Annotated in this window: 26 protein-coding genes; 8 read left to right on the top strand and 18 right to left on the bottom strand. The window is 28.0% G+C overall.

The window, feature by feature from the left end; translation table 11 throughout:
- Window positions 1-434 precede the first annotated feature (434 nt).
- From LGK97_RS13975 to LGK97_RS13965, 3 genes are read right to left on the bottom strand one after another with little or no spacing between them, the layout of a single operon-like run.
- Complete coding sequence (locus tag LGK97_RS13975) at window positions 435-1,250, bottom strand: four helix bundle protein (protein WP_226260371.1); 816 nt, start codon at window positions 1,248-1,250, stop codon at window positions 435-437.
- A gap of 52 nt (window positions 1,251-1,302) precedes the next feature.
- On the bottom strand, window positions 1,303-3,492 hold the full coding sequence (locus LGK97_RS13970) for an AAA family ATPase (RefSeq protein ID WP_226260370.1): 2,190 nt from the start codon (window positions 3,490-3,492) through the stop codon (window positions 1,303-1,305).
- A gap of 13 nt (window positions 3,493-3,505) precedes the next feature.
- Window positions 3,506-4,186, bottom strand: a complete 681-nt coding sequence (locus LGK97_RS13965) for a hypothetical protein (RefSeq protein ID WP_226260369.1) — start codon at window positions 4,184-4,186, stop codon at window positions 3,506-3,508.
- A gap of 433 nt (window positions 4,187-4,619) precedes the next feature.
- Between LGK97_RS13965 and LGK97_RS13960 the strand changes: the two genes are divergently transcribed.
- The 3 genes from LGK97_RS13960 to LGK97_RS13950 all read left to right on the top strand — a co-directional run bounded on the left by LGK97_RS13960 (window position 4,620) and on the right by LGK97_RS13950 (window position 5,829).
- Window positions 4,620-4,919: a hypothetical protein gene (locus tag LGK97_RS13960; protein ID WP_226260368.1), complete on the top strand. Its 300-nt coding sequence runs from the start codon at window positions 4,620-4,622 to the stop codon at window positions 4,917-4,919.
- A gap of 193 nt (window positions 4,920-5,112) precedes the next feature.
- Window positions 5,113-5,268, top strand: a complete 156-nt coding sequence (locus LGK97_RS13955) for a hypothetical protein (protein ID WP_226260367.1) — start codon at window positions 5,113-5,115, stop codon at window positions 5,266-5,268.
- A gap of 240 nt (window positions 5,269-5,508) precedes the next feature.
- Complete coding sequence (locus LGK97_RS13950; RefSeq protein ID WP_226260366.1) at window positions 5,509-5,829, top strand: DUF3139 domain-containing protein; 321 nt, start codon at window positions 5,509-5,511, stop codon at window positions 5,827-5,829.
- Between the two features lie 285 nt (window positions 5,830-6,114).
- Here LGK97_RS13950 and LGK97_RS13945 read toward each other — a convergent pair whose 3' ends face one another.
- Both LGK97_RS13945 and LGK97_RS13940 read right to left on the bottom strand, forming a co-directional pair.
- On the bottom strand, window positions 6,115-7,344 hold the full coding sequence (locus LGK97_RS13945) for a hypothetical protein (protein ID WP_226260365.1): 1,230 nt from the start codon (window positions 7,342-7,344) through the stop codon (window positions 6,115-6,117).
- Window positions 7,345-8,961: 1,617 nt separating this feature from the next.
- Window positions 8,962-9,132, bottom strand: a complete 171-nt coding sequence (locus LGK97_RS13940) for a hypothetical protein (protein WP_226260364.1) — start codon at window positions 9,130-9,132, stop codon at window positions 8,962-8,964.
- 779 nt (window positions 9,133-9,911) lie between these two features.
- Between LGK97_RS13940 and LGK97_RS13935 the strand changes: the two genes are divergently transcribed.
- Window positions 9,912-10,211 (top strand): hypothetical protein, encoded by a 300-nt coding sequence (locus tag LGK97_RS13935; protein WP_226260363.1) that lies wholly within the window; start codon window positions 9,912-9,914, stop codon window positions 10,209-10,211.
- Between the two features lie 385 nt (window positions 10,212-10,596).
- On the opposite strand, the gene LGK97_RS13930 is transcribed toward LGK97_RS13935, so the two are convergent.
- From LGK97_RS13930 to LGK97_RS13915, 4 genes are all read right to left on the bottom strand, one after another.
- Complete coding sequence (locus LGK97_RS13930) at window positions 10,597-11,598, bottom strand: hypothetical protein (RefSeq protein ID WP_226260362.1); 1,002 nt, start codon at window positions 11,596-11,598, stop codon at window positions 10,597-10,599.
- A gap of 71 nt (window positions 11,599-11,669) precedes the next feature.
- A complete protein-coding gene (locus LGK97_RS13925; RefSeq protein ID WP_226260361.1) occupies window positions 11,670-12,122 on the bottom strand; it encodes a helix-turn-helix domain-containing protein in 453 nt (150 codons plus the stop codon).
- A 455-nt stretch (window positions 12,123-12,577) separates the two neighbouring features.
- The gene (locus LGK97_RS13920; RefSeq protein ID WP_226260360.1) at window positions 12,578-13,321 is read right to left on the bottom strand and encodes a hypothetical protein; all 744 of its coding nucleotides are present in this window, start codon (window positions 13,319-13,321) and stop codon (window positions 12,578-12,580) included.
- 48 nt (window positions 13,322-13,369) lie between these two features.
- Window positions 13,370-14,293: an FtsK/SpoIIIE domain-containing protein gene (locus tag LGK97_RS13915; protein ID WP_226260359.1), complete on the bottom strand. Its 924-nt coding sequence runs from the start codon at window positions 14,291-14,293 to the stop codon at window positions 13,370-13,372.
- A gap of 713 nt (window positions 14,294-15,006) precedes the next feature.
- Between LGK97_RS13915 and LGK97_RS13910 the strand changes: the two genes are divergently transcribed.
- Both LGK97_RS13910 and LGK97_RS13905 read left to right on the top strand, forming a co-directional pair.
- On the top strand, window positions 15,007-15,237 hold the full coding sequence (locus LGK97_RS13910) for a hypothetical protein (protein ID WP_226260358.1): 231 nt from the start codon (window positions 15,007-15,009) through the stop codon (window positions 15,235-15,237).
- Window positions 15,238-15,395: 158 nt separating this feature from the next.
- Complete coding sequence (locus tag LGK97_RS13905; protein ID WP_226260357.1) at window positions 15,396-16,046, top strand: hypothetical protein; 651 nt, start codon at window positions 15,396-15,398, stop codon at window positions 16,044-16,046.
- Between the two features lie 318 nt (window positions 16,047-16,364).
- On the opposite strand, the gene LGK97_RS13900 is transcribed toward LGK97_RS13905, so the two are convergent.
- The 7 genes from LGK97_RS13900 to LGK97_RS13875 all read right to left on the bottom strand — a co-directional run bounded on the left by LGK97_RS13900 (window position 16,365) and on the right by LGK97_RS13875 (window position 19,104).
- Complete coding sequence (locus tag LGK97_RS13900; protein ID WP_226260356.1) at window positions 16,365-16,517, bottom strand: hypothetical protein; 153 nt, start codon at window positions 16,515-16,517, stop codon at window positions 16,365-16,367.
- Window positions 16,518-16,534: 17 nt separating this feature from the next.
- On the bottom strand, window positions 16,535-16,681 hold the full coding sequence (locus LGK97_RS13895; protein WP_226260355.1) for a hypothetical protein: 147 nt from the start codon (window positions 16,679-16,681) through the stop codon (window positions 16,535-16,537).
- Between the two features lie 154 nt (window positions 16,682-16,835).
- A complete protein-coding gene (locus LGK97_RS13890; protein WP_226260354.1) occupies window positions 16,836-17,078 on the bottom strand; it encodes a hypothetical protein in 243 nt (80 codons plus the stop codon).
- A gap of 13 nt (window positions 17,079-17,091) precedes the next feature.
- Entirely contained in the window at window positions 17,092-17,268 is a 177-nt protein-coding gene (locus tag LGK97_RS13885; RefSeq protein ID WP_226260353.1) for a hypothetical protein, read from the bottom strand.
- A gap of 21 nt (window positions 17,269-17,289) precedes the next feature.
- Window positions 17,290-17,415, bottom strand: a complete 126-nt coding sequence (locus LGK97_RS19825; protein WP_264175044.1) for a hypothetical protein — start codon at window positions 17,413-17,415, stop codon at window positions 17,290-17,292.
- Window positions 17,416-17,491: 76 nt separating this feature from the next.
- The gene (locus LGK97_RS13880; protein WP_226260352.1) at window positions 17,492-17,935 is read right to left on the bottom strand and encodes a helix-turn-helix domain-containing protein; all 444 of its coding nucleotides are present in this window, start codon (window positions 17,933-17,935) and stop codon (window positions 17,492-17,494) included.
- 218 nt (window positions 17,936-18,153) lie between these two features.
- Window positions 18,154-19,104, bottom strand: a complete 951-nt coding sequence (locus LGK97_RS13875) for a hypothetical protein (RefSeq protein WP_226260351.1) — start codon at window positions 19,102-19,104, stop codon at window positions 18,154-18,156.
- Between the two features lie 511 nt (window positions 19,105-19,615).
- On the opposite strand from LGK97_RS13875, the gene LGK97_RS13870 reads away from it, so the two are divergent.
- Window positions 19,616-19,972: a PadR family transcriptional regulator gene (locus LGK97_RS13870; protein ID WP_226260350.1), complete on the top strand. Its 357-nt coding sequence runs from the start codon at window positions 19,616-19,618 to the stop codon at window positions 19,970-19,972.
- Window positions 19,939-20,622, top strand: coding sequence for a permease prefix domain 1-containing protein (locus tag LGK97_RS13865; RefSeq protein ID WP_226260349.1), 684 nt, complete (start codon window positions 19,939-19,941; stop codon window positions 20,620-20,622). The genes LGK97_RS13870 and LGK97_RS13865 overlap by 34 nt, the downstream gene beginning before the upstream one ends.
- 153 nt (window positions 20,623-20,775) lie before the next feature.
- On the opposite strand, the gene LGK97_RS13860 is transcribed toward LGK97_RS13865, so the two are convergent.
- The gene (locus tag LGK97_RS13860) at window positions 20,776-21,648 is read right to left on the bottom strand and encodes a DNA-deoxyinosine glycosylase (protein ID WP_226260348.1); all 873 of its coding nucleotides are present in this window, start codon (window positions 21,646-21,648) and stop codon (window positions 20,776-20,778) included.
- Between the two features lie 151 nt (window positions 21,649-21,799).
- Window positions 21,800-23,767: a hypothetical protein gene (locus LGK97_RS13855; RefSeq protein WP_226260347.1), complete on the bottom strand. Its 1,968-nt coding sequence runs from the start codon at window positions 23,765-23,767 to the stop codon at window positions 21,800-21,802.
- Window positions 23,768-24,140 lie beyond the last annotated feature (373 nt).

The following is a 24,140-nucleotide window of genomic DNA, read 5'->3' as shown; positions in this document are numbered from 1 at the left end:
ACCCACTCCTTTGTACTTGAAATTTTATCATTCCCATGTCATATTGTCAATAAATTATTTATAAATAAACTTTTGACAATGAAATGTTTCAATATTTTGTAAATGCTATTGTTCTTTGGGGATGTCTAAGCAATATCAATCTAAATTTAAAATAAACTAAAACTTACTTATTGTCTATTTATCAACTAAGTACATTGATTTATACATCTTTCATAATAAGAATGCCTCTATTCTGTAATATTAGCATTAAATGACCCAATTGATAATGTTGCTTTAATAACCATATACATAATGAATACCATGTTGTTGTCTTCCCATATTTATGTTCTCATTTTATCCTAACTACTATTTCAAAAGATTGTACAGCACTTTTATAAATTAATCAGTCTAATGTTATATCTATAATTTAAAACAAAAAAATGGCTATCCCACCATCATGCAACTTCTACTGTAAGTCTTTTTATATAAGAAATTAGTAGCTTTTTTATCTGCTCCAGAATATTATCTAATTGATTATGCTCCTGCTCATCTATATACCCCTTTAGCTTTAATACATCCAACCAACATTGTGTCTCTGTACAAGATCCAAAACTTATAGAGTAGAAATTTGCTTCTACTTTTGTATACCCGAGTGCCCCACGTCCATTACCCTCTGCCATGTTAGAAATTATACTCTCCGAGGACCTTTGTGTTTGAGAAAATACTGAGTTTTGCTCAAATTCTGGTAGCTTAGCAAGTATGGGATATAATATCTTAAAGAAGTCCATTATTATTTTATAGGCATTCAAATCCCTAAAATCTTTTATTCTATCTAATTCCTTTTCTATATTCTTTATATCTAATTTATCTCCAGAATCTACAGTTTTCATTAGCTCACTCTCCTTTAGTCTTAAATTTTTTCTATAAGTTCTTAATAGCTTAATTATTTCCTCTGCATTGTGTAAAATTTCTTTACCATTTCTATATTTGGCTTCATTATTTGTAGTCATATCTTCTACAGCCTTCATAACCTCATAAGTGCATCGAATGGCTACCTTATAATGAAAGTCTCTTCTTTCCATAGATAATATACTCCCAACAGCTTGTGCAGTTTCTGTAGCAATTTTTATAGCCTTCTTTTGTATCACCATATTCTTGCTATTATTGAGGCTTCCTACAAGTGCATTTATCTTTACCACTAATGTAAGAGTTTTTGCATAAGCAAATTTCTTTCTAAAATCCTCATAATAGATCTTTCCGTATTTATTCATATGTTCTGTCTCCTCTTTTGCTTTGTAATATGTTTTACCTGATAATCTTATCTTATGCCGTTCTACCAAGCCTATCCTTAATCCTAACCTCTATCAGCTCTGTCAGATTTGAGTCCTTAATTAATTGTGGTGTCTTTATCGCTGACTCAAATGCTTCCTTATTCCCTATCAAAATAACTTGTCTCTCTGCCCTGCTACATGCAGTATATAAAAGGTTTAAGTTCATTCTATGTTCTTTAAAAACAGGAAGTATTACAATAGGAAATTGGCTTCCTTGACTTTTATGTACAGTTATTGAGTAAGAGCTTTCTATATCCTTGATCACATCACCTGCATATTCTACAACCTTATTATTACTAAATCTTACTACTACTCTGTTGTTAATTCCGTCATCCACATTTCTTACAATTAAACCAGACTCACCATTAAACACTTGACGCTTAGAATCATTAACATTTTGCATAACCTTATCACCAACGACTAAATCATAGATCATCCTTCTGGAATTATAATTGAACTTTTCTTGAATCATTTTGCTTATTTTCTTAGTTCCGACTTTTCCGTCCTTTATAGGGCTTAGAATTTGTATATTCATTAAGGATTCGCCTTCATTAATTAATGAACTTATAATTCCCTCTACTTTATTTTGGAAGTCACTTTCTCCTTTTATCTCTATGAATTCAAATTCTCCTTTTTTGATTTTTAGTCCCTTATTCACTTGAAATCCAATTCCCTTAGTCATTTTCTGAATATTATTTAAAATAACTGAGCCTTCCCCCTGTCTAAATATCTTAGTTAATTTCACCTTTTTAATTTTATTACAACCAATCAAGTCATAAAGTATTTTTCCTACGCCCATAGATATTTGATCCAGATCTCCTATAATCACTACTTTTGTATTCTCTTTAATGCAACATTTGAGTAAATTGTGAAATAATTTTGCATCTATCAATGTTGCTTCATCTATAATCAAAAAATCTACATCAATCGCAGTTGCAAAAATTTTCTTATTTGTTCCTAACCCCAATAACCTATGGATAGTTTTTGGTTCAATATCTTCTGGCATTATCTCTTTAATTCGACTACAAGCTTTTCCCGTAAATGCTACCACCTCGATCTTGGATTCTATGTACATGCTCCTGATACACTGTATTATAGCTGTTAAACTTTGAGTTTTCCCTGTCCCTGGGAATCCATGTAAAATTGATATTCTCTCTGTAATAGCATTTTTTACTGCTTCCCCTTGCTCCTTTGTTAATTTAAAGTTTCCATCTGAATAACTTCTAACAAAGTTATCTATCTTATTTGTAATATCCTTACTTACTTCCACTTTTTCCAACATCATCCCTGAGATAATTTCTGCAATTCCAAACTCACATTCATACAACTCTTTTAGATATACACACTTCTTATTTTCCACATTTACATATATAATAATTTCTTCATCTCTTTCCAACTCACCAATAGCTCCAATAATCAGATCTTTATTTATAGTAAACTTCCCTAAATAGCCCCCGTACTTATTCATGTACTCATTTAAGTTTTCTATTAACTCCTCTTGTATTATAAATACATGACCATAAGTATCAGAGCTGTATTTTAAGTATTCCAAAGCACCACATTTCACTCGTTTCTCGTCATTATAATCAAATCCTAAATTATTGGCTAATTTATCTACAGTACTTAAATTAACTTCATACCTTAACAGCATGTAAGGATTATCCTGTATTTTCTCTATAGCATCTCCCCCTAACCTGTCATATATCTTGTCTGCTGTTGTTGGCTCGATACAATGGGATTTGCAGTATTCTCTTACCCTTATTAGCTCAGCATGTTTTTTAGCTTTTGCTGAAATATATTTCGACTCATCTTTGGTCATTATATCTAAATCAATTAAAGGTTCAATATCATTTATTAGTATGTCTAAGGATCGCTCCCCCACTATTTCTATAATATTCTTACAGACTTCCTCACTAACTTTTTTATCAACAATGAGAGACTCTTTAGCAAAAGTAGCTACATTATGAACCCCTGCTATTTCTCTAACTCCGAAAGATTTGTCTCTAAGTTCTTCACTAACCACAGCCTCATATTCTTTGTTTTGATCCAATTTAGAGTATTTATAAGTAATATTAGCAATTCTTTCCTTATTACCGTCCTTTATCCTAACACTTGCTCTACAGATGTCATTTGTTATATCTTCATGTTTAATTGCAACCACAGTAAATCTTATCTTTTGCATTTTTTGATCTCCTTTATAAACCTATTTCGGTTTGAAAAATATTGTAGTATATAACATTTCCTTTTATTAAATAATTTGAAGAAAAGCCATCTCTAAAGACCCTTTCATTTTTATTAATGAACCCCATTAGTTCTTCATCAGTTTTGCACTCAATGTGGTCTTCAAATCCTAATATCTCCTTAATCTCTTCAATATTCAGTGCGTTGAATGTAGGATTCTGTAATGTAATTATGTTTTTTTCATCTTTCTTTGATGTAATAATTGCAAACTTTAATCGCTTTTTTACGCTTATTTCCTCTTCTAAATTAGGTTTCATCTGTAATTGCTTATATAAATTAGAATAAGCTTCATATTTTTTTAATACAGTAACATAAAGTTGAGCAACTATAAATAGGTCATTTCTTGTAGCATTATGCCCTATTTTTAACCCTTTAATTGTCAATCTACTCTTTAATTGTTTAACAATGTTAACCAATCCAGGATAACCATCTGCTATTTTCCCCAAGCTATCTTTCAGATCCGAATAATTATCTAACTCATCAAATTCAATATTATATGCTTTTCTAAACATCACAATTAGTAGTTCTCTTTGGCTTTTATATTTATTAAAATTCTTCATTAGTTTATTTATATAAATCGTGTAGCACCTTCTATTCATATCGCCCACTAATTCATCAATTGTTGTATTTATCATTTGCATCAGCTCCCTATATCCATTATGTTATAAATGCAACCCACAATATAGAGCTAAACGGTCGGACACTGCTTTGACCCCTGGAGTACAGCAATATGCAGATTCTTAATATTCTTGCCCACTAAAAAAAACTTCTTGCGAAGTCTAAAGTATTACTGGATAATTTTTTATTAAGTTATTGGAATTATATGAATACATGTAATATACTTCCACATATCAAGAAAATATTTATGGTTGTTATGTTTGAACGGAGAAGGGGATTAACTGTCTACCAGACTATAATTAACATATAGTTATTTTAATATTTATATTTTTTATATCCAAATTAAAGTAATATTGGTATAATTAAATAATGACTTTGTATCGCAACAGTAAAACTTTGTACATTAAACAATCTGTAAAAATATACTTATAAATATTTAAGGGGGACTGTATGAAATTAAAAATCAATTTTTGGTCATTTATATTTTCATTAATTTGTATTGCACTATTTTTTGTATCAGTATCTTCCAAAGAAACATTAGATACTGTAACTAACTTATTGCATACGCACCCACTATATATTGTATTAACAATATCATTTATAACTTTTATTTTTGGATTAATTGGGCTATCTGCATCAACCAATTGGAAATTACTTTTAAGAGGTATTTCAACAATTGTTATTACTCTTGGCTTATGTATAGTAATAATTATTATTACGGTAATGGGGAATATATTTAAATTTACTTAAATTAAAATTGTTTAAAAGTTCGCAACTTTTATAAAAGACATACTAAATCAATTCTTTAGTTAGTAGGCATTAGTAATTTTAGACGAATCAAGTATAAATTAGCACTATTTTTTAGTGCTGATTCATTGGTAAAATAAAGATTATAAATACAATTATTTACTAATATAATAATTTATTAAAGGAGTGAAGTCGTATGACATTTCAAAGCATAATAATAACACTTATTATTGGAATATTAATGCTTATTGGTGGAATAGCAACAAAGAAGAAATGGTTAATGCTAATTTCCAGTATTCCTTTGATTATCGCATTAGGGTCAATTGCTATGCTTTTCTTAATGGCACTGTAGCTCACAGTTTAACTTGTAATATCTATAATTTATATAATGGTCAAAATGGTCTTGTTTCAGGACAAGCCCATTTTTCACCCTATAATAAAATAATGCATTTCATTTCCATACAATATAGTTTTAGTGGTGTTAACTTAATACTTTTAGTTATCTTATTAATACACTTTGATTATAGTAGTATAGAAAATATAGGTAATTAATCCATAATGATAGACAATTATAATTAAAGGAGATAATGTAATGAAAAAATATTTAATGATTATAATTTTTAGTATATCAATTTGTTGTAGTTTGTTTTTAGGAGGCAAATTATATTTTTTAGGAGACCAAATTGAGAGAGAAGAAATATTAAATGCAACTATTTGGAAATTATCTAAAGATGGGTATACTGAAAATGAAATAAAAAAAATACAAGTACGTTATGACCCAATGAAAGGTGGGGTACTTCCTTATCAAGTATTTATTGTTTTTAAAAACGATACTTCTAAAACAAAAATCTATTCATGGAGTAGCGTGGAAAAGAAACAAATTGTCGATGCAGGTACATCTGCTGGATTTTAGACCTAATTGCAGGAAATCATATCAAGCATGGTTAATTACAAAAGTTAGAGTTAAATAATTGTATGTAGAATTATAAATAAGTGCCTCATTATTTAATTATAGCGACACTTTTTTTATATAGAGTTAGTGACGTACTTTTCATAAAATACGAATTAAGGGAAGCCCAAAATGGCTTCCCTTAAAAATTATCATATTATTAGCACTGCTATTAATCATTGTCAATATTTACTATGCATATACCGTACCCTATAAGAATATACACTATATTTCTTTACCCTAATATTATTACGCACCAATCTTATAGTAATTCCCGTATACACTCCTGTAAACTTCCTCTCCAAAGGTTTCCATGCATTTTTCCCCACTTAGTTTAGTAGGTTTAATTTTAGCCTCACTCAGCTTAATAATTCGTCTCTCCACTTCCTCTAATACCTCTTTTGTATAAGTCGGTATTATATAAGAATTTTCCTCTTTGTTATAGCCAATCGTCTTAAATCTTTTCCATTTAGGCAACTTCTCGAATGGGATTTTTATCAGCAATCCGAATGCACAGAAAAGGTTTATCTTTGGATTCGAAGTTCCCTTTTTACTAATACCTGCTTTACTACCAATATATTCATTAGAAAAAGAGACGATATTCTCTCCCCGATAGTTATTAGAAGAGTAGTTAATATGTTCCCTACCCTCACTATTAATAACTTCAAGTAAGCGGATATGGTATTTCAAGCAATTGTAAAGTATCAAATACCCATTATTAATTAAGTAATCACCCTGTAATAACTTTAAATTATTTTCATACTTGTTTTCTTGGGCTATCTCATACTCATTTATTATATTCAATAATTTACACAATTCCTTAATTGCAGAATACCTGTTAGCACAAGTACCGCTTATTATTTCATATAATTCTATCAAATCATAATAAGTACTATAACTATAATCATTAGAATCTTCATTAGTTTTTAGAAAATATAGTTGCTTATTAGTTGCAGTGTCAAATAGGGTATATCCGTTTAATTTTTCTTTATAAATTGCTACTTTATATATCCACATTTTTAATGCTATATTCTCTTCCACGGAATAATCAATATTTACAAATCCATCCTTGGAGTTAATAATATTGCTCATTGCACATTCTGCTTCTTCCCTGGTATTCTCTAAGCCCTCACAATATTCTTGCTTTAAAAATACTTCGCTTTCAAATATTTCTGCATATTGACCATTAATTCCAAACAGCACTCTCATGTCAACTTTGCCCACTAAAAGACTGACTGCTTCCTCTGTTGTTTTTACAGAAGTATTTAATGCTACCTTCGATTTTATATAATCCATGTGTTCTTTTAGGTATTTCTTGTAAGAATTTTCGGGAGCTATATATGCTTTCGCCCTTTGTATATTCTGTCTTTTTATAGCGTAAAGCTTATTCTTAGCTTCCTGTATTTTTTCATCATCGTTTATATCTACTGCATGTAATTTATCATTGCTCAGTCTAAATATCACTTGTCTTAAATCCATTTACTTCCTCCAATGTATATTTTAATTTTTAGGGGTCTGACTACTATACATAATTAGTTTTTAGTTACCTTAATACAAACTTCAATATTTTCTATTTCAGAATAATATTATGCGTTAGCATTATTATAAGAAAAGATAACCATTGGAATGTAAGCTCCCTATACCTAAATTATAAAATAATAAACTCTATGTTCATATACTTTGGAGGTTCTATATGGTTTGAGTACTACTATTTCCTTTTAATTGATAAAGCTAACGCTTTATTTTATATAGTGGTACTTTTAGACTTTTAAGGAAATCTTATTATTTTAAGGGTATTCATAAGAATACCTCATTTTTAGCTTTATATTTAACAATAATATCTTTATTAAGAAGATGATGATAACTCATTTAATGCTTAAACTAATGGAACTGCTTACGCAGTTCTTTATATAAAATAAATTATACTAAACTACAGTTTTCAACCAATTATTAAATTTGCTATTTATTATAAGTTTATATTTTTACAAAAGATAAGAGATGATATATATAAAAAACATAATTATAATACAGAAACTGATTTCTCATTTGATTTTGCTTAGTATTATTGAACTGCTTAATCAATTTTTGATATAAATAATCTTAAGTAAAGTAAAACTTTTATATACTACTAATTTACATATCTATAAAAATTAAAATCATTATATACATAAAAATATATGCTACAACGACGTTCACTCATTTTATTATTTAATTGCTTAGGCAATTTTTGACTAATGACCTACTCATTAAATTTTTGATTTATATATAATTTTCCATAGTGTTAACCTCAACTTTGCATTATGGAATTATATATACAAAAAATAAAAAGCAGTATATAAAAAAAGATATATACAACAAAGCAGGCAACTTATTTTTATTAATTAATTCCTTGTTCAATTTTCGATTAATGATCTTATAATCAAAATTATATTTACATAGTTGATAGGGTTAATTTTCTATATTTGCAGGTGTGGATTATTTATAAATATCATAAATTATGCAGTTCAAATGAAGTCCAAAGTTAAATGAGGTGGTTTTCAAATATTCCTTTACAAAAAAACAATAAAGAGCATAAGCTCTTTAAATCCTATACATAATAATACGAATTTATTATTATCATACTCATTACTTATTTGAATCAATTTGTATAAGGTTCGTACCTAATGTATTTTTAATTATAAATAAAGGTATGCTCAATAGCATATTGTGTTTCTCTATTTACATTAGTTGTTTAATAATTTACATTAGTTGTCGTTAAACTTACATTTGTTGGTTAACCTTCGTATTTTTTTAATTCATTTTGCTATTATTAATATAACTTATTACAATTTTAGATAATTGAAATGACTGATTTCGTTATCATATTGCATAACTATGCATAAAATACTTATATATATAAATTATCAAAATAATATTTACTAAACTAAATTACCTTTTTGTTAAAACCCTAATATTTAAGATGTTGCATAGTTAGAGTCTTTATACAAATATATTAAACAAGTTAAAAAATATATGATTCCACCGAAATATGTAATCCACTCCAACAGTGTTAAGCTGAATAGGGCTTTCAATAAAATATTACTTCCTACCACTAAATTACATAACTCCACATCTTGAATCCCTTGCACTACAACACTGGCTGTGAGTATATGCGTTTATAATAACCCTTATAACAAAAGTAGTTGTACTACCCAATATATTTACTCTATAATTCAATAATACTATATACATATATACACCCTCATCATAATATGCACCATTTGGCATGCAGGCGCCATCCAATATATACTTTGATGATAATTATACTCTAATACACATTGTAGGTTTAAACGTCAATTAAATCACTTTTAGAGCTATTATATATAAATAATACATGGTTGTACCAATATAAATTATAATTTATATATCTATAACCCATTTTTGCTTTAAGTACATAAACTTATTTGTAAATATGCTTAACTTTAAATTGTTTTATATACGTGCTCTTAAATATTATAAAAATAAAATGTGGATCTTTTTACGTGTATATAGGATTATGATTCGGGGGTAGTTGTGAATGTTCTGACAATTTAAGATGTTCATTATAAATTCTCCTTATATTTATTCATTAATATACACAATTACATTCATATCTTTTAAAATAAAAGCCTTATGTCTAATAATTAATATGTTCTTCAAAACACAATAATTGTTAAGCTAAGGCTTCACTTTTTTAATTAGCAATAGGATTCTTCCATCGCTTAACCTCCTAAATTTAAATTTATTTTCTTTGAACCTTTAAATAGATTCCCTTATACATTATGTTACTTTTTATATATTCCTTAATTCTATTATCCTTATTGTCTCTAATATTTTCCTCCATGCCTCTGCACACTAATTTAGTTAGTAATCTACTTTTGCCTTAATCCATCTTTTGCATTATTCTATAATTTTACTTTTATTCAAAAGACTCGAACATGGTAGAACCTCCAAAAGGTTCCAATCATCTTATTTAAGCAATATAATTATATTAGGAAATAAATTAAAAGTATAAGGAGTAACCATATATGGATCAGACACTATTAGAAAAGCTACAATACATACTCACACAGGAATTTGCAAACACAAGTATATATAATATCGATCGTACGACTTATTATGGGGTATTAACTAAAGTGCTTACCGCTATAGCTGATGTGTTGCCAGAATTCAGACTCAATGAAAATACCGTATACCACAAGTTAGAAAGAGATCATATTTTAATTACATCTAAAGCACCTCTTAGAATATTAGATGGTAATCTGGCAGTCATTCTTAGCATTAAGGATCACATAATTAATACTGTAGAAGTTTCAATCTCCTACTAATCCCAATCACTTCAAGCTTTGATACTAACATTTAAATAAGTAAGCATTATAGCTAATGTTTCGCTTTTTTTTCACATCCCTTCAAGGTATAATTTTGACAACACAACATCAACAAAAAAACAAAATGCCCCCTGATAATTACCAGAACGCATTTTTGATTTATTTTTAGAATTGTTATTTATATAAATAAACAATAACCATCTTTTCTACAAGTATAATATAGCGTAAAGAAGCTTATTTTTGAGGTTTTAGAAAGATTTTAAGCTTGTTAAACTTAATTAACTTACAGCAAGCAAAATAGGACTACGGACCTCTCATAATAAAGTTTCTCTACTCAATATTTATATAATCATCTTCGCTCTTATACTTCACTGTGTCCATTATTTTAGTAAGAATTACTATTCATTATTGCATTTAATCCTTTCTTTAAATATTTGTCAAAGCCATACAAGTATTTTTTTACTATTCTTGAAAAAATTAAAATCATTTTGTTTTTATCACTAAAACACCCTAATGGAAGAAAGGTGCTCAACTGCTGATATTCATCATTCCATGTTAAAATGTAGTCAAATTCATTATTTATTTTCTCCATATCTTGTTTTAAGTAATAGTAAACCTTCTTACTCTTCACATTACTAAACAACAATCTAATTCCGATACAATTCTTCTTATCTATATTGATTTTAAAATCCATCCCTCCATACCCACTTCCTAATCCAAAAAAATTTCCAGTGACATCTTTATATTGATACACATTTCCATATTCTATGCTGTCTTCACGTAATCTTTTTATAACTTTTATTAAAATTTTCTGCTTATATGAGAAATTTTCATTTAGGCTAAAATCCTTTGTATTAATCAATATGTTATTGTTATAATTTTTTATGCCTTTAGTTGATATAAAATGCTCTCCAATGTTATTAAGATGACTTAACAATTCTATTTGATCATATTGGTCACATATATTTATTTCAGTAAGTAGTTCCTTAACTTTTTCATTTAAACCTAAAAATATTAATTCAATGTTTTTCTTATTATGAATAGCTAATAAATGAATTAACTCGTTAATATACTCATTTTCTAAAGAAAATGATATCCATATTATAACCGTTTGGTGATGTTCACTTGCTAAATCCATTAATTCTACTACTTGCAAGTGGTGTCTCATATCAGCTTTCGATAATTGTATTTCGCAAAATACCCTTCTTCCTTTCCCATCAATTGCACTTATATCTACCTTTCTTCTATACCTAACATTTTTATACACTCGCTCCAGCATAATATCATCTTCATTTAACATTGATCCAATTTTACTTGATAATTCCCCTGGATTCTTCTTTAAATATATTGAATATAAATACTCAGGTCTGCTCCCATCAATGCTCACAATATCCCCTCCATATTAAAATAACTCCCATATAAAAAATATGGGAGTAAAAATTATTCTACCTTTTTAATTTATATTTCCATTGACACTTTTTTAAGATTATCCACTAATTGTAATATGTTAGATTCATCTTCTCTATTACAAATATCTTTCATTGAATATTTCTCAACTTCCTTAACCAGTTCCCTTAGTGCAAACATAACTTCGATACCCGCTACTTTATTGCAGAAAAGATAACTATTGTTTAATATCAAATCTTCTATTTTATCCTCTGTCTTGTCATCTTCCTTATCCTCTTGATCTTGGCAAGGAAATAGTTTCTCAATTAATTTGATATCAATATTCAAAGCATGTTTTAAACAATTGATTGAATTAATTGAAGGGTTTTTTCTCTCGAAATTTTCTATCCTCGAAATATAGCTGTCACTGAGCGTTGTAATCATGGATAAATCTTTCAAACTCAAATTTCTCTCTTTTCTCAGTTTTTTGATTAGCATACCAAATGATTCTTCTGTGTTTTCCATTTTAATCATCCTTCCTTTCTAAATTAGTTATATTAAATAACTCCTTTCATTTTCTTTGTTTATATATGATATACACTTGGACATATTTTTATAATTGCTATTAACCAAAAAAATAGAAAGTAAATCACTTAGTATTACCAAATGATTTACTTTCCTAAAATTCTCATTATTAATATTTAAATCACAACTAATTTTTTTAATACCTATCAATATTTTAGTTATTTTAGTTATTTTAGTTATTTTAGTTGTTTAAAAGTCCTTACTTCAGATTAATATTTATATATGTTGATTCAGATTGCTGTAAATCAGCTTCATAATAACTAAAATAACTAATTTATAACAACCATATCATAAAATAAATTATTACAGTTTTTATTACAATCAATATTTCTTACACATCTTAAAAAATATATTGTTATTTATTATTAACGCCTAACTAAAAAGGCGTTAATAACCTAAGAGCAAAAATTCTCTATGCATGCCTTTGTTTTTAATTTTGATATATCAAAAACAAATGCTCTACCATTTTTTATTTCATGCTTTTGCACAAATCTTATCGTCTTATATTCAATGTAGTATTCTTTATATTTTAATTGTTTTGTGAACTCGTTTTGAGTCAATTTATCATTTTCTTTTAAATTATGGCTTGTTATATATTTTAGTAATTTGGGGTATAGCTTCTTAACATTTAATGCCAGTTCTGTACCCGAATTAATAACTTGATAGTCTACCCCTTTAATTAATTCTCCAGTCTCTACCATGTCGTTTAAAACATCCATGCTCTTTTCTATTATTCCTTTTACTTCGGAATTCCCTTCAAGTACGGTGTCCACAATATTTTCTTTTATTGCCTCTTTTAGTGTATTAAAGTCATAGCCCGTACAATTCTCAAAATTTAATCCTCTTGCTTCAAATAAGTCCCTAATAAGCTGTATACCTAACATACAGGTAACAGCAGAATTCCTTACCCTATTTGGTAAACAGCTATATTCCTCATTTAATTCCTCATAACTATTTATTAGAACACGAGAGTCCATATTTAACGCTTGTTCAAGCAACCCTCTACCTAACTTATTAATTATTTCTTTATTCTTCTTTAAATATATAAAGCTTTTTTTATTTTCTTTTCTACTAATTTTTTGTTTTGAAAAGTACATTAAAATACTTCTTTCTACTCCAGCACTTTCTTCAATCGCCATTTCTCCTACAAGAATTATCGGTGTGACAACATTGTATTTGTTTAAACCTTACTGGGCATTTCCCCTAAATCCAGGTGTTCTATCATATGCATTTCTCAGTAGAGCTGATATTTCATCTCTTCTCATTTTACTCAATCTTGAAGGCTTGTACTCCTCGATTATAAATGGAAAAGTATTACTCCCACCAGCATAGTTAACATTTACAAATCTGGTACATTGGTCAGCACTCATTTTTTGATTCATGCTGAAAACTTCCATTATAATACTTTCAAGGGTCTCTGATTTACCTGATCCTGCTTCCCCACAAATTATTAAATGTGGACTTTTTGTTCCATTATCTAAGTACAGTTTTTCTCTCAAGAAACAGCTTGAAGAAAAGCCAAAGACCGTTGCAGTGTTTCCTAATTCATTAAAATTAAAGATATATTTTGATATTCTCTTTAACTCACCCTTTGATATTGGTAGTACGTTTGTAATTGATGATTGTATTTCACTATTTCCAATGTAGGTTACATCATTTATGACCTTTCCCAATTTATTTATACTACTATCATTTCCAACAAAAATATACTCACCGTTATTATTAAATACTCCAGTATAACTAACACCTGATGTTTTCTTATACAGTCTTTGAAATAAAATCCCCTTAATATTGTTCAAATCTTCAGTATTACCAGTAAATATTAGTCTAATATCGTTTAAAGCTAATGTTTTTTTAAAATTACTCGAATTAAGAAAATCTATCATGTTAAATGTTATGTCCGTATTTTGAATATACTCACGCTCAATTTCACATTTTAATAGCAAATTATCATCTGCTCGAATTAATTCTTTCAACTTAATAATAAAATTGCTTATTAGTTTCCCATCCTTTTTTGAATACTTATAGTAGGTTTTATGTGTTTCAACGATATTTTCATAATTTAATTCTATATCTGCATATTTACTATTTATTTTAATTATATTTCCCATATATTATCTCTCCTCTTATTTTAAATTTATTAGTTTCCTATATGTTTTGTAATTAATTCTATTATTTATAAACTTTCAAATTCCAATAATGCCACTTAAGTCGCAGGAAGTTGACTCTTATTAATTTTTCAAAAAACAAAAACTGGCTTACTTAAAAAGTTTTGGTAAAACAATTCTTAAAAATGTGCCCACTTATTGTGAGCGTATCTTAGAATTGTTAAGTAGACAAAATCATCTACTTACCTTTAAAACTTCTTAAGCAAACCAGCTATATGCCAATTGCTTATATTATATATTTTTTCCATTTAGCTATATCTAAATGTGTTATGATTGTACAATTAAATGTAACTGATGTCAATATAAATTTTGAAGATATACATATAATTTATATAGTCCAATAATAGACTGGTTGTATAAAACTCTCTGGTTTAAATACTTTAAAGTAAAAAATAACGTTAATTTTATATCTCTTGATGTGAAATGTTTCAAATTAGGATAATGAGTTAGAGGCAATAAAATCAATGTTTTAAATACTTAAATACACACTATAAGAGTAATTGATATTGTGAAAGATTTTTGTATAAGATTTAAACAAATTAATGTAAATATATATGAAATATGTTATAATTTTTATATGTTTAAGTCGAGATTTTTATAAAAGACAAAGTAAAGATAATATCTAACAAATAATAATTTCCATAGGAGGTGATAATATGGCGAAATGTGGCGAGTGTGGAAAAAGATTTAATGTATCAAATGCAAGAGAAGAATATAATGAAGAATTTGGTGGTGAGATTGATTACGATGAACAGTTTGTTTTAGGTGCGATATGTGCAGATTGTGCAATATCAGATACTCATTCAAATATAGGACTTGGTCAAGCAATTAATATGATGAACGGTGAGGAAGATTATGACCAGGAACATGTAAATGAATATTTGTGATTTCAGTAACGTGACCATATGGGGTAGCGTATGGTACCCCATATGGTCACGTTTATAGGTATGTAAAATAGTATTTAGTGGCATAATTCACTTAAAAGTTACGTCCGACTGGTAAAAAAATGTGTAGTAGACAAATTATAATTTGTGGAGATAATAATATGAGTAAGTTTAAATATCAATTTATAAAAAATGAAGATGAATTGCGAGTGAAAATTAACAATTTGGATAAAGTAGCAAATTCATATCTTATAGAAATTAAAGGCCTATACATGGAAGATTTATTTTTTATGTCAGTTATTGATAAATCAATCAAGTTGATAGAGTCTTTTCTGTTTGCGTTGGATAAAAGAAATCTTACAGTTCTTGCTACCCTAACGAGAGTTCAAATGGATTGTACAATGAGGTCATTCGCAACTACGATGGTTAGTGATAGTGGGGATTTTTGTAAGGCTATTCTTATAGATAATATAAGAATAAGTAGGCTGACAGATATGAACAACCATAAACTTACAGATAAGCATCTCTGCGAGAAGTTGGGGTCTTATCTAAACTTACCAGTGTATGACTTATATCAGAAAGTCTGTGGTTTTGTCCATTTTTCTTCAGATAGTTTTCATAGTATTACTAAAGCACAAGAGAAAAATAACATTACAATGTTTATAAGTCGAAATAATAGAGATGAGGATAAGCAAGAGTTTGAACGACTTTCATTAGAACTTGCGAATCAATTTTTCTTTTTTGCTTCAGTCCTTATAAAAGATATCTTTGTTTCATGGTTGGAGCAGAAAAAAAGATGGAATAATAGATAGAATGTGGATTAAATATTCTTATAAAGAAGTAGCAATGCAAATTTCAATTTATCGTTGAGGTAATTCGTAATGTTCTTATAAAGCGTCACAACTACTTAAACCGAGTAATCCATAAAACAACGTAATATTCATAACTAACTGAATTTACGGTGTTTTTATTTCGTATCAAATAAATTATGAAATTATTTAAAATAGCATTGATTTTTATATCAACATTATTTTCTTATATTTGAATTTATTATTTTCACAACGAGATAAAATCACAACTGCTGTTTAAAATCCAACTATTTTTTACACTCTTTAATCATTACTTTTTAATTAAGCAAATGTTTTTTGAGCTACTTGCTTCCCCTTCTCTACTACAACATCTGCTATTTCATCTGCAACTCTTCCCAATATAGCCCAACATATAGCTCCTGCGATTATTTTTGTACCATTGCATACAACTTGTATAATTTTACTTTTATCCATAATTTTTTACCCCCAATCTATTTCTTTACTTCTTGCCGTATTTTTCCTATCGTTTTATCACTTCTTGTATCTCTACCATTTTCATTGCGGATTGTACCTTCAGGTAACCCATGTTTCTTTTCAAATGTTCCAACAGTACAATCACTTCTTGTTTTTCTTATCACTTTATTCACCCCCTTATATTACTTTTTATCATCCCATATATCCATAATTCATTTTATAAATGCTCATACCCCTAACGCAATAGGTATTAATGAAGACGTTAACTTGGCAGTCTTATTAGCTTTGTTTTGCTATACTACTAATGCAAAAACATGATTAAAGATGTTTGATTTTTTTACAAATATTTAGTAGATTTGAACCTACTGACCTTAGTTCTTTGTTAGGTAATCCATTTTTCATTGTTGCTTTAATCATTTTCCCTCCTATATGTCCAATCTGCTTTCCAACAAAGTTAGCACCCTGAACAAATCCCTTCCCAAAACCTGCTCCATATGCCTTTCTTGCAATTTCACCTACTGTCTTTGCTCCTACTTCAATAACTTTCTTTGGTATTGCCATAATAATTTCCCCCTTATCTCTTTTTATTTTTGGTTAATATTTTTTTTATTAGTTCATCTATATGCTCTTCTTGTTCCTCAACAACTTGTTCAACAACCTCATCAATATATGATTCATCTTGATTATAAATCTCCTTTTTCCTTTTATGTTCTTCTAATGATATAATATTTTCCAGTTTATTCTTAGCCATTGTACATTTAACCCCTTATTTTTAGAAATCTTTTCGCATTGTTCCTATTTTTTTATCACTTCTCATACAAACTGTTAAATTTCTATTACAGACTGTACCAAAAGGTAACTCATACTTCTTTTCAAATGAACCTAAGTTTATAATCACTTCTTGTTTCTCTAACCAATATAACCACTTAAAATTTCATACTTTATAGAAATTATTAATGAGACCTAATTCATCTTCACTTTTTATCATTTAATATATCTATAAAGTTTTTTATTAATACTCCTCCGCCTAAAGCAAGTGGTATTAATGAAGAAGCTAATTTAACAGTAGTACTTATTGTATTAGTCAATGAATGTTCATACAACATTTTATTAGAATTATCTTCTTTATTATTTTCAAGAAATGCACATTGCATTATTGTCTCTATAGCAATGCCTTCGCCTAAAATGTTTTTAATAGCGGAAGTTGATGAAAATAATAATACAATACACATTACGACTGACCAGTTATAATGTTTACCACTGTTCTCTACATTAACAATTGTATTTTTAGATATTCCTAATATATTAGCCATATCTTCTTGTCTTAGTTTTGACTCTTTCCTCAAATCAATAAAGGTTTTAGACACCTTTTCTATCAATTCATCTCTTGTTATGTTTATTCTTTCTATGTTTTCCATTAAATTCACCCCCTATAATTAACATAATATCCTATTTGTTTTAAGATGTCAACTTAAAAGTCACAATTATCAACTTTATAAACTTATTTTTAAATTTTTAATAGTCTTATTTGTTATTTTAGTTATATATAATATCTACTAACGTGAAAAGACCATGACTAATAATCACATTAGCCATGGTCTTCATTTAATTTAATTTTACATAGAATTAGTGAACGCTATTGAATTTTAATATCATCAATTTTATATTCTTTATCATCAATATTTACAAGCTTTGTTTTTACTTCAATTGTTTTTTCTTCTGGAAATATTGTCGTACCATTTATTTTAAAAATTAGCACCTTAATTCTCCACTTAACCGCAATTGCATCATTAGTAGTAATTTTGCTATTGTACTCTGCTTTATCATCAATATATTCTATTATCTGAGCTGATAATATATTTAATTTTAAATGATTCAAGAATTCAATATTGCGTTTATCAGCAATCCATTCTCTTGTGAAAATAGCATCTAAATATTTTACTTCAGTTGTACTAAGATCCTTTGGAGATTGACTATTTAGCATACTCAACAAAATCTTTATTTTATCAAACCCCATACCTGCATCTAATTCATAATAAATCTTTTTGTACTGATTATCTTGCCATTGATAGTATATTTGTTCATACCCCGACCCATATAGACTATTATCAATTACTACCTCTGGTATCGTATCTCCTGTTATATCCTCGAACCTAAACCCCGTATAAAATCCACTAAATATTATTTTGTATTCTGAACCATTCCATTGATAAAAATATATATCATTTTCATGTGTCACACTTCCCCAGGTTATTATTTCTGGTATATTATCATTGTTCACATCCGCAACTATCATATTTAACTTCCAGAATGGAGTATAAGGAGCTATAAACCCATAATTTTTTACATTGGGTTTAAGCCTATATACTTTTCCATTATGTTGTACTATTTCAACAACGTAACCTTGATTTCTTTCATCTGCAAGGATTTTAATTTTGTCATTAATCTTATTTCCTGTAGTGTCCTTTTCAATTACTTCTATAAGTTTGTAGCTTTCAGGAAGTGATGTCGCATAAGCTTGTTTCGTATTACTGGCTACAATTATAAAAATTAGCAATAATATTAATAACCTTAATTTTTTATACATTATGAATTCACCTTCCAATCCTACTAATAAACCCAATCATTTATTTCTGATACTTTTTTAAGCTGATTATAATAGACTACAATATCTCCACTTATCAATTCATTTTCAAAACTTAAACATCTATTATTAAAATATCATTTCTCTGTAGTCACTTAGATACTTTTCTTTATATTAAAAGTTCTTTCTATGACATTACTGCATCATCCTTTCAATTTATTATTATCATAATATGCTATTTAAAACCTTTAATAAAGCATTAAACATAACAAAAACCAGTAAGATTTTTTATGAACGGGTTCCGCTTTGAGGTGCAAAAGCTTTTTCTTAATAAAAAAACACTTATGCTATTACTCTAATAAAATTAAAAATTTTTTGTAAAATTACATCAATATTAACAATAAAAATAAGGGGTTATTAATAAAAAATAAACTTTTAATATACATTGTATTACGATGTGCATAGTGGTATACTGAAAATATCAAATTCAATATAGTGGAAGATGGTGATAAATATGGATAAGGAATTAATGAAGGGAAGTACCGAAATTCTTCTTCTATCACTTATCGAAAAGAAAGACTTATATGGTTACGAAATTGCTAAAATGTTAAAGGAAAAGAGTAATGATTTATACAGTATGGGGGAAGGTACCTTATATCCTGCTCTTCAGAGAATGGAGAAAAAGAGCTTTATAAAATCTTACTGGGTAACTTTAGAATCAGGCGGGAGACGTAAATACTATACAATTACTGAAAATGGAAAAAAAGAATTAATCGAAAAACTAAATCAATGGAATATTTTAAGCGATTTAATAAAATCTTGCAAGGAGGGATTAATATGTACCAGTTCGATTCTTATATATACTCAATAATAAACGACTTAAAAATAAGCAGGAAACAAAAGGACGAAATAACTGAAGAATTTAATGACCATTTGGAAATGCTTAAACAAGAATATGTTAATAGTGGTTTTGTAGAGGATGAAGCTATTAAAAAAGCTATTGAAAGTTTTGGAAAAGATAAAGAATTGAAAAAAAATATAGCTAATGCCATGTTAAATTATCGAAGAGTACCATTGATAGTAATAGGTGTGTTTTTATCTTTGTTAAGTTTTATATTATGTTTTTTTACTCCAATAGGCATAGGAATGACATCGTCATCGCCTAACTATGTAGATTTTTATACTCCAGTAAGTACATTTAATATGCCAGTTGATCATATTATTATTATCAATCTACTAATCACATTTATAGCGACAACTTTTTTATCCTTACCATTAGGTTACTTTGTCCCAATATTATTCAGCAAAATGAGAAAAGTTCGAAATATCATATTTATGTCGTTTATTCCATTTGTATTAATATCATTTTATCAATATAAAATTGCATTAAATCACTATGAACTTTATCTTATTACGAATATAATAGGAAGTGTTTTAGGTGTTACATTAGGCTTCATCTTGCTAATGGTATTGAGCAGAATATTATTGATTAGCAGTGATATTATGTATAAGAAAAGTTAAATAAATAGTGCAGATACATAATTATATCAACAAAAGAAGACTATGTGAAAGCATAGTCTTTAATGCTTGTTAATTTGTTAAGTTTAGTTCTGTTTGCACCTCAAAATGAACCCTTTAATTTTTTATCCCACTGGTTTTATTTTAAATAATATTTTAACAAAATTTTTCGCTAATTAATAAACTTATGTCCCTACAAAATTTACTCCATTCTTTAGGATATTCATTGTTTCCTTCAAAAATATAGTTCTTTTCCTTTGTAACCATTTGTACACTCCAACTTGTCCCATCACAAACTGGATGTAAAGGTTCATAAGAGTTTTTCCATTTAAATACTTTATTCTTTTCTAATCCAGATATAAACACTATTAATTTATCTTGCAAAAGTTTTATCTTTTTTTCAACTGTCAATTCACAACCAAATTCCATATATTTATAATTGGCTACCCTATTAAGTATATCTATATCTACTTGATAGGATGCACCACCATATCCACCCACACAAGCATTGATGATTAAAATATCGGTGTTAATCCACCCCTTAAGTGGTAACAGTATTCGTCTCCATTCATTTGCTTTAGCCTCTAATTTCACTGCATTAGCAGGACTTGTGGATGGTAAATTGAATAGATTTAAATCATCTTTATTTACATTCTTAACTACTAACTTTTTATAGAGAGCTTCTGCCTTTTTACCATTAAAATAAATGCTTTTTAAGTTAGGATACTTAATAAATAGCGACTTAAAATCATTTGCTACTGGATTTTTAATGTTAGAATCACTACTGTCTACTCTGTCACAACTTTTTAGCACATCGTAAATAGCAATATGATTCTTTAATAAAAAATCCATCTTGTCATCATAGCTTTCAATCATCTCTTCCCCAAATAATGAGAATACTATCTTCCAAAACTGATTCTGCCTATTTCCATAATACTCTTGATGTATTAGAGATTCCGCACCTGGCATAGTACCTAAAATTAATATCTCACAGTTTTCATGTATTATTGGTTCAAAACCCTCTACCATCTCATTTACCCACTTTCATCTTTTACTCATAAGAAGTGCTATACTTCCTTTCAAATAAGGATTTCATAATTTTAATTATATTAAAATTATTGTTTTTTAATGTGTAACTTTATCCTATATTATGTTTCTTCCACTATATCTTTTTATACCCCTAACTTACCTCAATTAATTTCATTTCCTGAATAGAGGATATTATTTCAAATATTTCATCTAAAAATAATATTACTTTTAAAGAGTTTGCTTCTGAGCCATATTCTATGGCTAACCCATGTGAAATTTTGTGCCTACTAAAATCACTAACTTCATTCGGCTTGGTAGGATTAAATCTGCAATATAGCTTATCTATACAAATAACAACATAATTTACAATAAAGTTACTTAATTCATTAACCTTACTTTTAAATATTTTATATGTTGGGCTAAAACTCTCATTCAATATTTTATATTTATCTAACATAAAATCTCTTATAACACCTTCTATTAAAGGAACTAAAGTTGGAACTGTTAATCTATATTTTTCTAACTTATGCACTTCAATTGATTCCTTTAATATATCTATTCTATTGTTAAAATAATCTAAATCTACCCATTTCTCAGTAACCTTATCTAATTCTTTGAAATTATTATCACTATAATAGTCACATATTATATTATCAACTTCATCTATGTTTAAACTTTCTTTATTCCTATATATTTCATTGATTTTTATTATTGGTAACGATGATATAAGCCACCAATCAAAATTATTCAATGACATTGCTTTGCTTTTTATACTTTCTCTAATATTATTGCGTGATAATATTAGAGAATTAAAATCTGTGATAAAAGGCCTAATCGCATTTATCATACTCTTATTTAAACTGTCAAAAGATATTAATTTATCACTATAATCAAATTTTGTTACTAAACTTAAAGATTCTTTTACTCCTTTTAATTGACTTTCTAATAATCTGGTACCAACCTGCGACCCCAATAAAGCAGACCTTATACTCTCTATATTACTGCTCATTAACGCTTCTTTGGTGCTACTTATATTAGATATTATCTTATCGTATCTAATATTTTGTGATTTCAAGACCTGTGAAGCAAATCCTATTTCTAAACCAACCTTTGGAATATTCTTTTGAATATTTAATAGTCCTAACTGCGAGCCTGCTCCAAGCGGTCCTAACTGTTTCTGTAATTGCGTTGTTATTCCGCCAAAACTTCTATTAATAAGAGCATTTGAAGTTACTGCTAATTGTCTTATATCACTTTGAACACCTGATAATGACAGTTTTGTGACAGCATTTATCGGAGTCATAGTTTTTTCCATTTGTCCAGATAGTCCTACCAAGGACTTCATGCTTGGGCTTATTAAATCCCCAATCTTATTTTGCCTATTTAAGTATTGAGAGTAAATTTTGCCAACACTTTCAACATGTGCAACCCCTATTCCCAAAACATTCTTTGAATCATTTCTTTGAATGTTTAATAACCCTGACTGCAAAACTGGTTTAAGCGGCCTTAAGCTTCTATTACTAAGGGCATTTGAAGTTACTGCTAATTGCCTTATATCCCTTTGAACACCTACCAATGATAGTTTTGTAACAGCATTAATCGGATTGATTATTTTTCCCATTTGTGAAGATAATCCCATCAAAGACTTCATTCCTGGACTTACTAAATCCTCAAACTTATTTACTCTATTTAAGTATTGAGAACATATATTTACAGCACATTCGGTTTGCGAATATATCCCACGTTCTGATAGGTTTGTGCTATTATTTATAACTAATTTTTTATTCATCAGATATATTTTTCTAAAACAATCACCATTGTTAAATTCACCATTTTCATTCAATTCCTCTCTAAGTCCTGATGAATTAATAATATATTCTGCTATCATATCTAAATATTCTACTTTTATCTCTTTCACATCTTCAATCCTAAAATCATCAACCTCAATGCTATCTTTATTAATAGAAATCATTTCATATATGCTATTAAAAAAAGCTTCTTTATAATCATTCGTTTCACTTAATATTTTCTGATATATCTTATATGAACAAAAACTATAAAATATAGATATTTCTACTTCTCTACCTTTTAATTCTATTTTTATTACATTCTCCTTCATTTTCCCCTCCGCCTAAATACAAAATTCTTCTTTCACGTTATTATATCATATAGTTACACCTTTGGAATTATATCCAACATTGTCTATCATCAATTCCACTTCAATCCCAACAACCGTATTTACCTCCACTTTATGCCTTAGTCTTATCCACCAGTAACCCTTTCGACATCAAGACTTCAACTCATTATTCACTATTTTTTTTCAGTTATTCATAGAATTAATCATTAATCATTAGCCCTCAAATGGTATCTGATATAACAATTATCTTGTCAGAAAACTTTAAAAGTAGTTAAAACGTAGTATCTAAGTTTCCAATAGGAACCATTTGGTTTGATTTATTTTTAGGGAATACCCTGGAAAAAGCTAATCGCCT

This window comes from Clostridium sp. CS001, from assembly GCF_020443565.1.
GTDB lineage: Bacteria > Bacillota > Clostridia > Clostridiales > Clostridiaceae > Clostridium_AD.
This window is presented reverse-complemented; position numbering and strand designations above follow the sequence as displayed.

Coding starts and splice junctions, on each gene's coding strand:
- LGK97_RS13975 (WP_226260371.1), bottom strand. CDS start 1,250: ATGAATAAATACGGAAAGATCTATTATGAGGATTTTAGAAAGAAATTT.
- LGK97_RS13970 (WP_226260370.1), bottom strand. CDS start 3,492: ATGCAAAAGATAAGATTTACTGTGGTTGCAATTAAACATGAAGATATA.
- LGK97_RS13965 (WP_226260369.1), bottom strand. CDS start 4,186: ATGATAAATACAACAATTGATGAATTAGTGGGCGATATGAATAGAAGG.
- LGK97_RS13960 (WP_226260368.1), top strand. CDS start 4,620: ATGAAATTAAAAATCAATTTTTGGTCATTTATATTTTCATTAATTTGT.
- LGK97_RS13955 (WP_226260367.1), top strand. CDS start 5,113: ATGACATTTCAAAGCATAATAATAACACTTATTATTGGAATATTAATG.
- LGK97_RS13950 (WP_226260366.1), top strand. CDS start 5,509: ATGAAAAAATATTTAATGATTATAATTTTTAGTATATCAATTTGTTGT.
- LGK97_RS13945 (WP_226260365.1), bottom strand. CDS start 7,344: ATGGATTTAAGACAAGTGATATTTAGACTGAGCAATGATAAATTACAT.
- LGK97_RS13940 (WP_226260364.1), bottom strand. CDS start 9,132: ATGCCAAATGGTGCATATTATGATGAGGGTGTATATATGTATATAGTA.
- LGK97_RS13935 (WP_226260363.1), top strand. CDS start 9,912: ATGGATCAGACACTATTAGAAAAGCTACAATACATACTCACACAGGAA.
- LGK97_RS13925 (WP_226260361.1), bottom strand. CDS start 12,122: ATGGAAAACACAGAAGAATCATTTGGTATGCTAATCAAAAAACTGAGA.
- LGK97_RS13920 (WP_226260360.1), bottom strand. CDS start 13,321: ATGGCGATTGAAGAAAGTGCTGGAGTAGAAAGAAGTATTTTAATGTAC.
- LGK97_RS13915 (WP_226260359.1), bottom strand. CDS start 14,293: ATGGGAAATATAATTAAAATAAATAGTAAATATGCAGATATAGAATTA.
- LGK97_RS13910 (WP_226260358.1), top strand. CDS start 15,007: ATGGCGAAATGTGGCGAGTGTGGAAAAAGATTTAATGTATCAAATGCA.
- LGK97_RS13905 (WP_226260357.1), top strand. CDS start 15,396: ATGAGTAAGTTTAAATATCAATTTATAAAAAATGAAGATGAATTGCGA.
- LGK97_RS13900 (WP_226260356.1), bottom strand. CDS start 16,517: ATGGATAAAAGTAAAATTATACAAGTTGTATGCAATGGTACAAAAATA.
- LGK97_RS13890 (WP_226260354.1), bottom strand. CDS start 17,078: ATGGCAATACCAAAGAAAGTTATTGAAGTAGGAGCAAAGACAGTAGGT.
- LGK97_RS13885 (WP_226260353.1), bottom strand. CDS start 17,268: ATGGCTAAGAATAAACTGGAAAATATTATATCATTAGAAGAACATAAA.
- LGK97_RS13880 (WP_226260352.1), bottom strand. CDS start 17,935: ATGGAAAACATAGAAAGAATAAACATAACAAGAGATGAATTGATAGAA.
- LGK97_RS13875 (WP_226260351.1), bottom strand. CDS start 19,104: ATGTATAAAAAATTAAGGTTATTAATATTATTGCTAATTTTTATAATT.
- LGK97_RS13870 (WP_226260350.1), top strand. CDS start 19,616: ATGGATAAGGAATTAATGAAGGGAAGTACCGAAATTCTTCTTCTATCA.
- LGK97_RS13865 (WP_226260349.1), top strand. CDS start 19,939: ATGTACCAGTTCGATTCTTATATATACTCAATAATAAACGACTTAAAA.
- LGK97_RS13860 (WP_226260348.1), bottom strand. CDS start 21,648: ATGGTAGAGGGTTTTGAACCAATAATACATGAAAACTGTGAGATATTA.
- LGK97_RS13855 (WP_226260347.1), bottom strand. CDS start 23,767: ATGAAGGAGAATGTAATAAAAATAGAATTAAAAGGTAGAGAAGTAGAA.